General features: G+C 43.3%; 15 protein-coding genes. 8 read left to right on the plus strand and 7 right to left on the minus strand.

From position 1 onward, the window contains the following. The first annotated feature begins 10 nt into the window (after positions 1 to 10). The 3 genes from OH456_RS25255 to OH456_RS25265 all read left to right on the plus strand — a co-directional run bounded on the left by OH456_RS25255 (position 11) and on the right by OH456_RS25265 (position 2,333). Positions 11 to 754 (plus strand): hypothetical protein, encoded by a 744-nt coding sequence (locus OH456_RS25255; protein WP_006072447.1) that lies wholly within the window; start codon positions 11 to 13, stop codon positions 752 to 754. Between the two features lie 162 nt (positions 755 to 916). Next, positions 917 to 1,300: a DUF4156 domain-containing protein gene (locus tag OH456_RS25260; RefSeq protein ID WP_038222565.1), complete on the plus strand. Its 384-nt coding sequence runs from the start codon at positions 917 to 919 to the stop codon at positions 1,298 to 1,300. A gap of 172 nt (positions 1,301 to 1,472) precedes the next feature. After that, entirely contained in the window at positions 1,473 to 2,333 is an 861-nt protein-coding gene (locus OH456_RS25265) for a DNA ligase (protein WP_006072449.1), read from the plus strand. Positions 2,334 to 2,336: 3 nt separating this feature from the next. Here the strand turns inward: OH456_RS25265 and OH456_RS25270 are convergent, their stop codons facing one another. Next, entirely contained in the window at positions 2,337 to 3,362 is a 1,026-nt protein-coding gene (locus OH456_RS25270; protein WP_006072450.1) for a DUF3080 family protein, read from the minus strand. A 129-nt stretch (positions 3,363 to 3,491) separates the two neighbouring features. Beyond that, positions 3,492 to 4,862, minus strand: coding sequence for an MATE family efflux transporter (locus OH456_RS25275; protein ID WP_006072451.1), 1,371 nt, complete (start codon positions 4,860 to 4,862; stop codon positions 3,492 to 3,494). 178 nt (positions 4,863 to 5,040) lie between these two features. Between OH456_RS25275 and OH456_RS25280 the strand changes: the two genes are divergently transcribed. Then, positions 5,041 to 5,397, plus strand: a complete 357-nt coding sequence (locus OH456_RS25280; RefSeq protein ID WP_270034433.1) for a VOC family protein — start codon at positions 5,041 to 5,043, stop codon at positions 5,395 to 5,397. Positions 5,398 to 5,474: 77 nt separating this feature from the next. Here OH456_RS25280 and purT read toward each other — a convergent pair whose 3' ends face one another. The 5 genes from purT to sbcB form a co-directional block, all read right to left on the minus strand. Continuing rightward, positions 5,475 to 6,650 carry a formate-dependent phosphoribosylglycinamide formyltransferase gene (gene purT, locus OH456_RS25285; protein WP_270034434.1) on the minus strand — a complete coding sequence of 392 codons (1,176 nt, stop codon included), beginning with the start codon at positions 6,648 to 6,650 and terminating at the stop codon, positions 5,475 to 5,477. Positions 6,651 to 6,807: 157 nt separating this feature from the next. Further along, entirely contained in the window at positions 6,808 to 7,695 is an 888-nt protein-coding gene (cdd, locus tag OH456_RS25290) for a cytidine deaminase (protein WP_006072456.1), read from the minus strand. 176 nt (positions 7,696 to 7,871) lie between these two features. After that, entirely contained in the window at positions 7,872 to 8,558 is a 687-nt protein-coding gene (locus tag OH456_RS25295; protein WP_006072457.1) for a CidB/LrgB family autolysis modulator, read from the minus strand. Between the two features lies 1 nt (position 8,559). Continuing rightward, positions 8,560 to 8,925, minus strand: coding sequence for a CidA/LrgA family protein (locus OH456_RS25300; protein WP_006072459.1), 366 nt, complete (start codon positions 8,923 to 8,925; stop codon positions 8,560 to 8,562). Positions 8,926 to 9,023: 98 nt separating this feature from the next. Then, positions 9,024 to 10,445 (minus strand): exodeoxyribonuclease I, encoded by a 1,422-nt coding sequence (sbcB, locus tag OH456_RS25305; RefSeq protein WP_270034435.1) that lies wholly within the window; start codon positions 10,443 to 10,445, stop codon positions 9,024 to 9,026. A gap of 81 nt (positions 10,446 to 10,526) precedes the next feature. Here sbcB and OH456_RS25310 point away from each other — a divergent pair, with 81 nt between their 5' ends. The 4 genes from OH456_RS25310 to OH456_RS25325 all read left to right on the plus strand — a co-directional run bounded on the left by OH456_RS25310 (position 10,527) and on the right by OH456_RS25325 (position 14,049). Then, positions 10,527 to 10,679 carry a hypothetical protein gene (locus OH456_RS25310; protein ID WP_270034436.1) on the plus strand — a complete coding sequence of 51 codons (153 nt, stop codon included), beginning with the start codon at positions 10,527 to 10,529 and terminating at the stop codon, positions 10,677 to 10,679. Between the two features lie 48 nt (positions 10,680 to 10,727). Then, positions 10,728 to 12,101 (plus strand): Na+/H+ antiporter NhaC family protein, encoded by a 1,374-nt coding sequence (locus OH456_RS25315; protein ID WP_270034437.1) that lies wholly within the window; start codon positions 10,728 to 10,730, stop codon positions 12,099 to 12,101. Positions 12,102 to 12,391: 290 nt separating this feature from the next. Next, entirely contained in the window at positions 12,392 to 12,985 is a 594-nt protein-coding gene (locus tag OH456_RS25320; RefSeq protein WP_006072464.1) for a GNAT family N-acetyltransferase, read from the plus strand. Between the two features lie 428 nt (positions 12,986 to 13,413). Further along, complete coding sequence (locus tag OH456_RS25325; RefSeq protein ID WP_270034438.1) at positions 13,414 to 14,049, plus strand: alternative oxidase; 636 nt, start codon at positions 13,414 to 13,416, stop codon at positions 14,047 to 14,049. Positions 14,050 to 14,081 lie beyond the last annotated feature (32 nt).

The following is a 14,081-nucleotide window of genomic DNA, read 5'->3' on the forward strand; positions in this document are numbered from 1 at the left end:
AGAGGTTAGAGTGGATAAACAACCTGAAAATCAGCCGGTCGAAAATGATGATGTCGTCGTCATCGAACAGAAAGATACCCGTGCGAGGTTGTATATTGGCATCGCCGCGGTGCTGGGTTTAGCAACTGGTGGTCTTATTGGCTCGGCAGTCACGCAAAATGACTGGCAGCAGCGATATAAAGAGCTCGATACCCAATACCAGCAAGCACTAGTCAAAACTCAAACTCAACAATCTAACTTGGATGAAAAACTTGCTTTAGCCGAGTCAGAGTCACAATTAAAGTTGCGCAAAGTGGTGGAAGAGAAAGTGGAACAACATCAGCAACAAGTAGATGCTTTGAATGAGCAGATTTCCAAACTTGAAGCCGATAACCAGCAACTCGAAAACCAGTTGAGTGCTCAAGGTAAGAAACTAGCGCAGCAGAAAAAACAGAATGTTCAACTGGAACGTAAAACGGATATCCAAAGTTCGATGTTCGAACAGTCTCAAGAGCTATTTAAGCGAGAAGCAGAACTGAAAGCTGAAGTGGCTAAGTTGGAACAAGAAAAATCGCAGCTGACTCCAAACTTGAAACGCTGGAAGAAGGATTGTGATCTATTCCTGGAAGGCACATCTTGGGATGCAAAGTCAGATTCATGTGACCGTTATGATTCTGCCACATCACGTATTAGCCAAATCGAGCAGATGTTGAAAGTGCATAATATGGATCTCAACCATATTGCGACGTTGAAAAGCGAACTCGGAATTCAATAACATTCAAGGATTGGCAAAGTAGAAATATCTAAAAATACTTTGCCAATTAATCTCCTCCCTGAATTATGAAGTGAATGTCATTCACACTCTGATTCTATGATCTATCAATCTGATTGTAATATGCGGGCTTCATAAGAATCGTATCTTTAGATTGGTGAATAAATGAAAAACTCCACATTATTACTAGTCATTACTTTAATGGTTGGTTGCTCTGCTAAGCCCATTAACCAAGATGCTAAATCGGTCAGAATTGTCGATTCTGCACCTGCAAATTGCTTGTACTTAGGTGAAGTCGATGGAACGCAAGGTAATTGGTTTACCGCCGATTTTACAAGTGACAGAAACATTCTGGTTGGTGCTAGAAACCAGCTGAAAAACGAGGCACATAAACTAGGAGCGAATGTCGTTGTATTACAAAAGAGTGTAGATAATAGTAACGATGGTCTGTACGCTTATGCGGACAAAAATTCGTTTGGTATGTCTAGTAGTAAAGGTACTTACAGTAGTACGTTAATTGGTGAGGCGTATTTCTGCGCGGAACAATGATATTTTTATCGATAAGAATATATTCTATCGAGTTACTTCAAACTCAATTGTAATTGATATATTCCTAGCTACTAGATCATTCAAATTTGCTCGACTTTGCATGGAAATAATCGAACTAAAATACTGTTGTTATCTAGAATAACGTTAATTTTAACGTCTAAAGAACAGTAGAATGAACAGAGCAAATTATTGGCCCTATATTATATCAATATCGATGTTATCAACGGATGGTTTTGCGGAGGGAGTCGCCTACCTGGACACTAAACCTAGCGTTGTGAACGCCATCAATTACGACCAAAGCCTGAATATAAACGAGTACTATGTTAGTGAGAAGTTGGACGGTATTCGTGCTATTTGGACAGGAGAACAGTTAGTGACGCGTTCGGGACGCGTAATTAACGCTCCAGATTGGTTTACACATTCGCTTCCCGCCATCATGGTCGAAGGAGAGTTATGGGCGGGAAGACAGCAGTTTTCAAAAGTCCAAAATACAGTACTTGACCTAAAGCCCGACAATGAAGCTTGGCAAGAAATTCGTTTTAAATTGTTTGACGCTCCTGGGCATTTAGGAACCTTTGAACAACGATATGAGTTTCTTAAGCGTTACTGTGAAAGTGTTGCTTTGAGACATGTTCAATGTGTAGAACAGCGTACTGTTTTAAGTCACAAAGAACTCGATGACTATTTAGAATCGATAACAGCGAACAAGGCTGAAGGGCTGATGCTTAAACTGAAACATGAGGTCTATCATCCGGGCAGAAACCATTCACTTGTTAAAGTCAAAACCGTACAAGATATGGAAGGCCTGGTGGTTGGCTACAAAGAGGGGAAAGGCAAGTATCAAGGAAAGATGGGCGCATTACTTATCGAACTTAGTGACGGCGCACGGTTTTATGTCGGTAGCGGATTTAGCGATATAGAACGTACTAATCCTCCTAAAATCGGAACCATGATTACTTTTAAGCACAACGGTTGGACAGTCAATGGATTACCACGCTTTGCTCGATTTTTCCGAATTCGCGATCCAGAGTAGCCATTACGGTTGTCTTATCTCCGTCAGGGTTTTACCACAGCGCTTAAACAACGATTTCCAATAGAATACATGCTGCTGATTTGCCGTTTTGAACTCATCATAAATGCGGTCGAGTCGATAAACCGACACCTTATCTTGCTGGACCTTATCCAAAACGTGCTTGATAAACACCACTTCGCGAGAGATGGCTTGATACTCGCTGCTGAGAAACGAGAGGTAAGGCTGAATATCGGTGATGAATAGGTTGTTGAAGATATTAACCAAATAGTTAAAGCGGGTAGTATCTCTGTTAGCCCCACACAAAATTTTATTATCGTACTTCTGTAATTGTTGAGTGACTACCGTCAGCCACTGTGTACTCGCTTGAAGAGAATAGGCGAGATTTCCGATAAGTTTCGTTTTCTCTAATGTTTCTTGGTACGGTGTAATTGACGGAGGTAAGGTTAAGGTATGGCTTCCTTCGGTTTGTGTGAGAATGTAAGCGGCAATACTATTGAATGTATTTAACGCAGAATGTAATTGAGCCGCTTGACTACTTATCCCTTCATCTAACCACTGATTACCGGATAGCTGAGCGCGCATAGCATTACTGGTAAAGATAAGATTTGAAAAGTAGCTGGGAAGATAACGGTATTTAGTGGCCAGAATGTCTTCAAGCTGAGCTTTCACACTTTGCTCTATTTTGTCGGATAACAAGCAGCGCTCGATACCGTCGATTAATGTTATCTGGTAGTCAAAATCACGAAATTGATCCTGGACTTTACCTAAAACAGAATTACGCTCGGCGATCAGCTCAAAGAGATGGCATTTTCTGAGCTGATAACTGTCGATAATGCCCAAGGTAGTGCGTGGAATATCGATAGTAATTTCACGTTGGCTAGGAAGGGTGATTAAAGTGATGCTAGGGCTAGGTAACGAGTCGCTGTTTTGAACCGAGGCAATTCTTGACAAATAGTCTTCGAAACGGCTCTCAGCTCCTTTCTGCTCAATACATCCAGACAAGGCGCTTAAGAAAAAAACAAGCGCCATGACTGTTTTTGCTGATGGAGGTGTTGTTAGTGCTTTCAAAGTTTTCTGCGCGTTATATTACGTATCTAGGTATTACGTAAGCGTAGTCTATCTTTGATCACCCTTAATAAACTTATCGATGCTCTAAAGCTAGCGGCTCGCGTATTCGAGTTGTAACTCATCGTTTTGACGGTGCATCCATAGCAGTCGGATAGTGAGCATGATAGCGGCACTTGATAGACCAGCAATAAAGCCAATCCAGAAACCAACAATTCCCATTGGCTCGATAATTAAATCGGTCATTCCGAGAACGTAGCCTAACGGTAATCCAATTAGCCAATAGGCGATAAATGTACGATTAAAAATGGCTTTCATGTCTTTATAGCCACGCAATGCGCCCGCTGCAACAACTTGGATTGCGTCTGTACATTGATAGATGGCTGCAAAAATCAACAGGTGCATTGCTAGCGCTACTACTTCTACATTGTCGGTATAAAGGTGAACGATTTGTTGCTTAAAGATCAACGTACAGATTGCGGTGAAAATAGCGGCCCCAAGGCCCACTCCGAGGCCGACACGACAAGCAATGACTGCTCCAGCTGTATCAGTTTCACCCAGTTTATGTCCAACGCGGATACTGACTGCTGCACCGATACTCATTGGGATCATAAAGACCAAAGATGAAAAGTTCATTGCTACTTGATGCGACGCCACGACAAGTGATCCAAGTGGCGCGACAAGCAATGAGACCACTGCAAAAAGAGATACTTCAAAAAAGATTGCAGCAGCGATAGGAAAGCCAAGCTTAAATAAACGAACCTGTGCTTTACGTTCTGGTTTATGCCAAGTTTTGAAAAGTTCAATGTGCTTGAGACGCTCAGTAGTGACGGCATAAAACAACATCATAAAGAACATGATCCAATAGACGATTGTGGTCGCAACGCCACATCCAACGCCGCCTAAAGCTGGAGCACCAAATTTCCCGTAAACAAAGATCCAGTTAAGTGGGATATTGATCAGTAAGCCAATAAAACCAATAACCATAGCGGGCTTTGTCAGCGACATTCCGTCTGTGTAACTACGTAGTGCTTGGAACAACAGGAAAGCAGGGACAGCGAAAATAACCGCGTAAATGTAGCCTACGGTTTTGTCGGCCATGATGGTTTCGACACTCATTAAATCGAGTATGGTTTCTATTTGTAATAGGACTAACACGATTGGAACACTAATAAGCAGAGCCATGATGAAACCTTGATGGATTTCATAAGGGATCTGCTTTTGCTTTCCAGCGCCATTGAGTTGTGCAACAACGGGTACCAAGGCCATCAACAGACCTATACCGAAAAGAATAGAAGGAAGCCAAACACTGGCGGCAATGGAAACCGCCGCCATATCAACGGCACTCACACCACCTGCCATAATAGTGTCGACAAACCCCATACCGGTTTGAGCAATTGAGGCAATGAGAACGGGGGAGGCAAGTTTGATGAGATTTTTAGCTTCAGTCTGATAGCGTTGCACGTAAGATTCCATGTTTTATAAATAACCATGATGAATGATAAAGAAGTTTGTCATTACGCACCATAATTTATTGTCTCTGTGGTCAGATAATTGTTTGTTTTGGAAACAAACGTTTACTCACAATTATTATAGTGAACGTGTTTTATGATTGAATTATCAGAGCGGCAAGGATGAATTGATGAGTACACACGATAAATTGGATTATGTTGAGTTTGCAGCGGCCGATATTTCCGCGACAAAAGCGTTTTTTGAAGCGGCATTTGGTTGGACGTTTGAGGATTATGGACCTGATTATACAGCCTTTTCAAACCAAGGAATTAACGGCGGATTTTATCGCGCAGAGTTAAGTTCAAAAGCTCAACAGGGTGGGGCGTTGCTGGTTTTCTACAGCGCGGCGATTTCCGAAACACTGGAGCGGGTGAAACAAAATGGTGGCTGTATAGTACGGGATATTTTCGACTTTCCGGGTGGCTGCCGCTTTCATTTCAGCGAGCCAAGTGGCAACGATTTTGCTGTTTGGTCTGAATCTAGATAATAAGCACTAAATACGCCAATGGGCTCAAGCATTCTGTTGGAGCCCATTGGTCATTCCATTACGTAAAAGCGCTCGTGTTAGTAGATAACTTTTATTTTCTTAGCGCACTCGACAGCCTCATCGACTGCTGTCTCTAGAGATTTACGCTTAGTAAGTACAACGCCTAAACGACGACGCCCATCAATATCTGGTTTTCCAAAGAGGCGGATTTGAGTTTGTGGAAGACTTAAAGCTTCATCAAGGCCTTCGTAACGGATATTGTTAGATGTGCCTTGGCCGAGAACAACAGCGGAAGCTGCAGGACCATATTGGGTGATGCCGTTAATTGGTAGGCCGGTAAAAGCACGCACGTGTAATGCAAACTCCGACATGTCTTGAGAAATCAGCGTGACTAAACCTGTATCATGTGGGCGAGGTGATACTTCATTGAAAATAACTTTATCGCCCTTAACAAACAGTTCTACACCAAAAATACCATAGCCACCCAGCGCGTTAACCACTTGCTCCGCCGTATATTCTGCCGCTTTTATTGCATTAGCTGACATCGCCTGAGGCTGCCAAGATTCGCGGTAATCACCATCTTCTTGACGGTGACCCACAGGAGCACAAAAGTGAACGCCATCAACAGCGCGTACGGTCAATAAAGTAATTTCATAATCGAAATCGATAAAACCTTCAACAATGACTCGACCTGCGCCAGTACGGCCACCTTCTTGAGCGTAGGTCCAGGCTTTCTCAATGTCGGATTCTGACTTGATAACACTTTGACCTTTACCAGAAGAACTCATGACTGGTTTTACTACACATGGTACACCGACATTTTCTACAGCCGCTTTAAAGTCTTCGTAGCTGTCTGCAAATTGGTAAGGAGAGGTGTTCAGGCCGAGTTCTTCAGCCGCCAGTCTACGGATACCTTCACGATTCATGGTTAGCTTGGTTGCATTCGCAGTAGGAACAACGTTTAAGCCTTTACTTTCTAACGCGACTAGCTTGTCCGTTGCAATGGCTTCGATTTCCGGCACTACGTAGTCGGGTTGTTCTTGATTGATAATGGCCTCTAGTGCTTCGCCGTCCAACATATCGAGCACATAACTTCTGTGAGCAACTTGCATTGCAGGGGCGTCAGCATATCGGTCACAAGCGATGACTTCTAAGCCTAGTCGTTGGCATTCAATGGCAACTTCTTTACCTAATTCACCAGAGCCTAAAAGTAAAACACGTGTAGCATTTTCACGAGTAGCAGTACCAAACATAGAGTGTCCTTGAGCATTCATGAGGAAGAATTTCGGGGGATCATACTGGATTATTGCAGGAAAGCAAACGTTTGCGCGAGATTTTATTATCAGTATAAATTTTGGCCTAAAAAAGCCCCGCATGAGCGAGGCTAAACGATATCAGAGAGTTGTAGCGCTAAATTGACACGTATTCTAGTTGGATATCTGGGTCAATGGCCTCAAGTGTTGCTTGAGTGTCTGCAAGGTGACTGATTTTACCTTTGGACACTTCTGCTAGCGCTACTAGCTGAATGTCTTCAAAGTTTTGACCATCTAGAAGCAACTGAACAAACGCTACCTGTAATGGTGGAAGGCTAGGATTAAATGCTGCGTTCTCAGCATACGCCCCTTGGTAGACAGAGCCATCTTTCATTGCGATAGCAACACCACTTAGGTTTTGAGTATAAGGTGAATGACTGCGATTTAACGCTTCTACTGCAGATACGACGAGCGTATCGGTTTCGTCAGTAGTTAAAGCGTGAGCTAATGGGCTCATTAACCCTTCGGTAATACCAAGATCTTTAGGTCCAAAGGACTCTGGTAAATATTCTTGTAGCGTCATTGCATCGCGCTGTGGCAATTGAATAACTAGCTTGTCCGCAGTGGTCAGCTCGTTCATAAATTGGCGGCAGTGACCACAAGGACTAAAGTTAATCGTGATATCTTTAAGTCCAGTTTCACCCTTCATCCAAGCGTGGCTGATAGCGGATTGCTCTGCGTGAACTGTTTGACCAAGTTGTGCCCCAATGATCTCCATGTTTGCGCCGAAGTACAGTTTGCCTGATGTCCCACGTGCAATTGCGCCAACAAAAAACTCAGAGATAGGTGCATATGAATAGGCTGCAGCTAAAGGCAGCAAGGCAACGCGAAGCTCATCATCTTCTAGGCCAGAAAGAACAAGCAGTTGTTCAAACTGCTCTTGTGATAGCGTTGCATCAAATTCTGGCTTAGTAATGATAGGTTTTAGATAGTTAACGATCTGCTCTGGCATATCTGCAAGCGCTGACTCAAAACGATCTGTCATGCTGTGTCCTTTATCTTTTGCGGTTTACTGACATTCTATGCAAGTTAGTGAGAAATAAGGGTGATGATGATCACAAATAAAAATGCAATGAATGCAATGTTTCAGCAATAAGAGTGATGTCACACAATTTGTAGCCAGTAAACGACGAGTTTTACTGGCTATACAGTCCTGAAGTGTTAAGCGATAACAGTCCCAAACCAGAGGGAGAATGCGAACATAGACGGGGCAAGAATGGAAGTGATAACACCACAAACAACGAGAGCAAGTGAGCTGAATGCCGCGTCTCTAGGATCTTTCTCTGCGCAAGTGGCTGTGCCAAGAGCGTGAGACACCGTGCCCATGGTTAATCCCTTTGCAATGGGATGCGTGACACCGAGTAAGTTGTAAATTGGGTACGCTAATATCGCACCAAATAATCCGACGAGTAAGACTAGAATGGCTGCAATGGCCGGCTCCCCACCTAAATGGCTTGAAACTTCCATTGCGATAGGCGTGGTGACCGATTTACCCAACAAACTAGCGATGAGTTGCATGTCGGCGCCTAACCATACAGCGAGCATTGAAGCCGTGAACATGGAAGCAACACTGCCAACACCACATGCCAACGCGATTATTCTCCAGTTAGCACGTATTTGGGGGAGTTGCTCATAGAGCGGATAGGCAAGTGCAACTACTGCGGGTTGTAGCAGGTAGCTGATCCACTCGTTGTCCGCGTAATACGTGTCAAACGGCACTTTAAGGTACGTGAGTAAAGGAATCATAATCGCAATACTGAGGAGTAGCGGATTAAACAGTGGATTCTTTACTTTCTGAGAAATAAAACGGGCAACAAAGAAAACGACGATAGTAACTAGCAGCCACATATTAGCTATCTCCCTTCTTTAAGAATCGATCAAGGAAGACGGAGAGTGCGGTCAGAACAATAAGTGTACCGCCAATAGCACCGGCTAAGATCGGCAGAGCGTTAGCAATCAACATATCGAAATGGTTCATTAACCCGACACTAATGGGAACGAACAACAAAATCATATAACGAATGAACACGTGAGCACCCGGTTGAACGAGTTTAACCGGGATAACTCCGCCCGCCATCGCCGCAAATAACAGTAACATGCCAAATATACTGCCAGGCACGGACACATCGAGTAAATGTTGGATGGTATTTCCGATAAATAGGGCAACGAAAATAATAGCGAACGATAGTATATAGTGAAGCGCGGTTTTGAGCATGGCTTCCTCTTAGTATAAAAAGTAACGACTCTCCTTAAGTGCAGCCAAAAGAATGAATCCTGAGGTTTAGCTGCACGGTCACTACATGGCTGGAGAAGTTAAGAAACGAGACGCTCCACGTAGCGGTAGACGGATTTTAGTATGGCGAGTTTCTTCTCGTCAGACTCATGTTCGTGAACTAAGTTTTCCATATTTAGCATATAGCTTTCAATACGACTTTCGAAAAACTCACGACAATGGTTTGCCCAGCGAGCTTGTTCCGTTTCATCAAGGCTCCATGGGAAATTGCGTGCACGGTACCTGAATAGCAGCGGTTCAATACGAGGATCACTAAAACTAATGTCTAATGCAGATAGATTGTTTGGGTCCGTTTCGCGAATAATATCCATCGCGCTCTTGTCTGCTGGCGAGAAAAAGCCGCTGTAGAGCTGAGTATCTACGTCGCCATCATTCTCAAACTCGCGCTCAATACTATAAAGTCCGATCAGTTTTTCACGGATCTCTGGATGTTGTTTGATTAGGGCTAGATTCTTCAAACACTGCTCTCTGTCAATGCCAATGGACTCTGCATTTTCCGCTGTGAGCGTTTTGGCTGGCGCGAGAATAGGGCACTTGTTGAGATGAATAAGTTTAAGCGGGACAGGTTTCTCGTCCGGTGCGAGTTCATCATGTCGGGTGTATAGGCGCTGATGTAATGCATCAACATCTAAATCTAATAGTGGTTGTGGGTCTTTGGCCAGATCAGCAACGATAACCGCATTTTGATTGGTTGGGTGCCACGCGATAGGTACTACCCAACTGGTATATTGGCACTCTTTACCTAACATTCCAGATACATGCATCAAGGGTGTCATGTTCACGATATCGACGAGTTCGTTTAGTTTTCGCTTTTGACGCATCGAATAAAAGTAGTCAAACAGTTTTGGCTGCGCGGCCTTTACTTTTTTGGCTAGTTCTATCGTTGCAATAACGTCTGCCATGGCATCGTGAGCATTTTCATGTTCGATACCATTAGCAACAGAGAGATGTTCAAGTTTAAAACTGGTAAACCCTTCGTCATTCTGCGGCCATTCAATTCCTTCAGGGCGGAGTGCGTGGCATGCGCGCATAACATCCAATAAATCCCAACGTGAGTTACCGTTCTGCCAACTCCATGCGTAAGGATCGATGAAGTTACGATAACAGGTATAACGAGTTACCTCATCGTCAAAGCGAATGCTGTTGTAACCAAGGCTTGTCGTGTTTGGTGTGGCTAGTTCGTGATGAATCTTAGCAATGAACTCTGGTTCTGAGAGCCCTTTCTCCTGACAAAGTTGTGGTGTGATACCTGTGATTAATGCTGCTTCGGGAGAAGGTAAGTAGTCCGATGGTGGCTGGCAGTAAATAACCAATGGTTCACCAATGATATTAAAGTTCTCATCCGTCCGTACACCCGCAAACTGACAAGGTCTGTCCTTAGCAGGGCTCACTCCCCATGTTTCATAATCGAAAAAGAAATAAGTGGGTTGGTGTTGGGACATTAGAAATGGTTCCTTAAATCATAGACTAAGCATGATGAAATGATGCTTGAATAACTCTTATTAGACCACCCGAGAGAGTGTATGGCAACGAACATTGAGCATTCTCAGCGGTATTATCGACGTGATGCGGGTGTTTTATTTCTTTCAGTATTTACCTTGCTTTCGTTTAGCTGTTTTATCATACAGTGGAATAGTGCATGGACATTTGGACGTCTAGACGTTGACATGTCTTAATGGCGGCATTATGCTGCACGCCTTCCTGTTATTGCTGCCACTTTTGATATGACCAAAACGAATAAAAACAACCAATCTATTGTTTCTTCACCTATAGCACTGCTTCCTCTTGTGCTATTCCTGACATTATTTATAGGTGTAGGGACCTATTTATCCTTACAAGGTGTAGATTTCGCGTTTTATCAACTTCCTGCGCCAATTGCTGCATTACCAGCGGTGTTTTTGGCGATCGTTTTAAGTAAAGAAACACTCAACAAAGCTATTGAGCAGTTTATTAAAGGTGTGGGGCATCAGGATATCATTGCCATGTGCATGATTTATTTGTTAGCGGGTGCGTTTGCTGCCGTAGCGAAAGCCTCTGGAGGTGTTGATGCGACAGTGAATCTCGGGTTATCAGCCATTCCAACAAGCATGATTCTTCCTGGTATATTCCTTATTTCAGCTTTCATTGCGACTGCAATGGGGACATCAATGGGTACTATAGCCGCCGTTGCCCCTGTTGCACTCGGTATTGCAGAATCTGCGGGCATGAGTGTTCCACTGACTGCGGGTGTCGTACTAAGTGGCGCTATGTTTGGTGATAACTTATCTATTATTTCCGACACAACCATAGCTGCGACACGTTCGCAAGGGTGTGAAATGAAAGATAAATTTAAAGAAAATATACGTATTGCTATTCCTGCAGCGTTTATTGCTTTAGTGATTTTCGCATTGAATAGTTCTGCGACTCAGTTACCAGACACTGGAGACATTGAGTGGTTTAAAGTCATGCCTTACATTGCGATTTTGGTATTGGCCGTCTCTGGATTAAACGTATTTGTTGTTTTAACCGTAGGTATTCTGCTTGCGGGTACGGTAAGTTTGACCGCTGTTGAGGGCTACCAACTGACAAGCTTTGCTCAAGATATCTATGCTGGCTTTGGCAACATGCAAGAAATCTTCTTATTGTCTATGTTAATTGGTGGGCTGAGTGAGCTAATGCGTCGTCAAGGCGGTTTAGCATTTCTAACGCAAGTTATTACTAAAATGATTCGTAAGTTTGGATCAACGCATTCAACGCAAGCAAACAGAAAGGCGAGTGAGTTCGGTATTGCAGGCTTAGTCTCTCTAGTAAATATGTGCACGGCAAACAATACCGTAGCCATTATCGTCTCTGGTAGCGTGGCTCGAGAATTGGCTCAAGAAAACAAAGTAACCGCACGCCGCTCAGCAAGCTTACTTGATATCTATTCATGTGTAATTCAAGGAATACTGCCTTATGGTGCTCAAGTGTTACTGCTTGGCTCCGTTTTCCAATTATCGCCTTTAGAAGTGGTTTCTAACTCCTATTACTGCTTCGCATTAGCATTATCAGCGGTAGTAGCGATCGTGTTAAAACCACGCGCGAAGCAAGCAACATTTTGCGAAGAGAGACACGTATAGCAACCTTATAGTTGAAAGGCTAAACCGCCAATTTTGATAATAAGTAAGGCTTCATTATATGGAGCCTTTGCTTTATTGGCGGAACTCACAATCTCCAAACCTGTCCAAATACCGTCAGATAAAACGCCTCTATTTGCAGGTTATGCTGCTTTATTAATCGATATGTTATTAACTATCGTAGAATATTGACTTTGCTTTAAAGTGCTGTTTTATTGAAGGAAGAAGGCAAGCAAATGTGCGTGTGTTTCTTTTCTTACGATCTCGATTTAAATCCGCCATGAGGAAGTAGCATGTCTGAATTACAAATTATCAAAGCCGATTACTCTGCAGTACCAGATCTATGTAACATGTTTCTAGATGCCTACGCTGATAATGAAGCGATGCAAGCAGCATTACGCCAAGACGAGGTGGCTGACTTCGCACATGATTGTTACTGGCGTTGGGCGGTTGGCGAGTGGGGGTTAGCCGGTGGTGAAGTGTACACCACTCCTGAGCGCGATGGTTGCGTTATTATGCGCTCACCAGGCAAGCACCAGCCGGATGTGATGCAAAAAATGGAGATTCTATCCATTGTTACGCGCATGATGGGCTCGTGCAAAATTGAATTGGCAAAAGAAGTCTGCGAACAAATGCTAGCAGTGCCACCGTTGCAAGATTGCTATTGGTTGTGGGGCCTAGGGGTGTCACCGAAAGCTGGCGGAAAAGGTCTGGCGAGTGCGTTAATCAAAACCGTCACTGACCAAGCAGATGCGGCAGGCAAACCAACCTATGTCGTGGCATCTAGTGAGAAAGTTGTGAAGACTTTTGAACGTCGAGGCTTTGAAGTACTGTCTAAGAGTGAAAATTTCCCATACTGGTTCATGCTTCGACCTGCTCAAAGCTAAAAACAGTTCTCAATAAAGAGCCTTGGTTAAACCGAGGCTCTTTTTTGCACCTATCCTCAAACGTATAATCATCCACGCTTTTCAATCCTCCTCGCAATGATCTGATGCCCTTTACCCTGTTAAGGGGAACAAATTCAGCCGTGACGCAATTGTGTAACTGCCTGTGTCTGCTAGACAGTGTCTTTCGCTTAATTATTCTTAGATAGCCAGTATTCCCCCTACGATTCAACTTTTTCAATAAAAGTGATGATTGAATTTAAGCTCCTGATTTAACGAAACTATTATCTATTTCAATGCCTTTTTTCTTATGATCTTGTCTTAATAACCCTATAAAAACTCAACTATTATTGGTGTTATTCAAAAATAGTTGAATGAATGGCGTTAAGTATGTATGTTGTTTGTAGATTAATCATATGGAGAGATCAGTAATGGTAGAATTCAAATTGATGCACAAGAAAGCTGAACGTGTTTCAGAAAAAGTCGCTCTTTCTGTCACTAAGTTGCTGAAGTATGTACTCAACCTTTTTTACGGCAAAAAATACGATAAAAGGGCAGTTATTCTGGAAACCATCGCCGCCGTACCTGGAATGGTAGCGGGTATGTTCAATCACTTAAAAGCGCTTAGGCGTATGAGAGACGATGAAGGTTGGATCCGAGAGCTTTTAGACGAGGCTGAAAATGAGCGAATGCACTTAATGATTTTTCTAGATATTGCCAAACCCAGTTGGTTGGAGAGGCTCATAGTTCTACTGGGTCAGGGCGTGTTTATTGTTGTTTACTCGATTATCTATTTACTCTCTTCCAAAGTTGCACATCGAGTTGTAGGTTATTTTGAAGAAGAAGCCTGTAAAAGCTATACAGAATACCTAGAGAAGATAGACGAAGGGTACATAGAGAACATACCGGCTCCCAAAATTGCGATCGATTATTACCAGTTAGCGGACGATGCACTGTTGCGTGATGTTGTTTTAAGAATCAGGCAGGATGAAGCCGGTCATAGAGATAGAAACCACGGGTTTGCTGATGCTTATGAACGTAAAGATTTGCCTTCGCATCTTGCCTAACCAATAAAAAAGACGCTTCGGCGTCTTTTTTA

The organism is Vibrio sp. La 4.2.2, assembly GCF_027586995.1.
Lineage (GTDB): Bacteria > Pseudomonadota > Gammaproteobacteria > Enterobacterales > Vibrionaceae > Vibrio > Vibrio mediterranei.

Excerpts from the sequence above, each read along its gene's own strand:
- OH456_RS25260 (WP_038222565.1), top strand. The coding sequence starts at position 917 with ATGAAAAACTCCACATTATTACTAGTCATTACTTTAATGGTTGGTTGC.
- OH456_RS25265 (WP_006072449.1), top strand. The coding sequence starts at position 1,473 with ATGAACAGAGCAAATTATTGGCCCTATATTATATCAATATCGATGTTA.
- OH456_RS25270 (WP_006072450.1), bottom strand. The coding sequence starts at position 3,362 with ATGGCGCTTGTTTTTTTCTTAAGCGCCTTGTCTGGATGTATTGAGCAG.
- OH456_RS25280 (WP_270034433.1), top strand. The coding sequence starts at position 5,041 with ATGAGTACACACGATAAATTGGATTATGTTGAGTTTGCAGCGGCCGAT.
- purT (WP_270034434.1), bottom strand. The coding sequence starts at position 6,650 with ATGTTTGGTACTGCTACTCGTGAAAATGCTACACGTGTTTTACTTTTA.
- cdd (WP_006072456.1), bottom strand. The coding sequence starts at position 7,695 with ATGACAGATCGTTTTGAGTCAGCGCTTGCAGATATGCCAGAGCAGATC.
- OH456_RS25295 (WP_006072457.1), bottom strand. The coding sequence starts at position 8,558 with ATGTGGCTGCTAGTTACTATCGTCGTTTTCTTTGTTGCCCGTTTTATT.
- OH456_RS25300 (WP_006072459.1), bottom strand. The coding sequence starts at position 8,925 with ATGCTCAAAACCGCGCTTCACTATATACTATCGTTCGCTATTATTTTC.
- sbcB (WP_270034435.1), bottom strand. The coding sequence starts at position 10,445 with ATGTCCCAACACCAACCCACTTATTTCTTTTTCGATTATGAAACATGG.
- OH456_RS25310 (WP_270034436.1), top strand. The coding sequence starts at position 10,527 with ATGGCAACGAACATTGAGCATTCTCAGCGGTATTATCGACGTGATGCG.
- OH456_RS25315 (WP_270034437.1), top strand. The coding sequence starts at position 10,728 with ATGACCAAAACGAATAAAAACAACCAATCTATTGTTTCTTCACCTATA.
- OH456_RS25320 (WP_006072464.1), top strand. The coding sequence starts at position 12,392 with ATGTCTGAATTACAAATTATCAAAGCCGATTACTCTGCAGTACCAGAT.
- OH456_RS25325 (WP_270034438.1), top strand. The coding sequence starts at position 13,414 with ATGGTAGAATTCAAATTGATGCACAAGAAAGCTGAACGTGTTTCAGAA.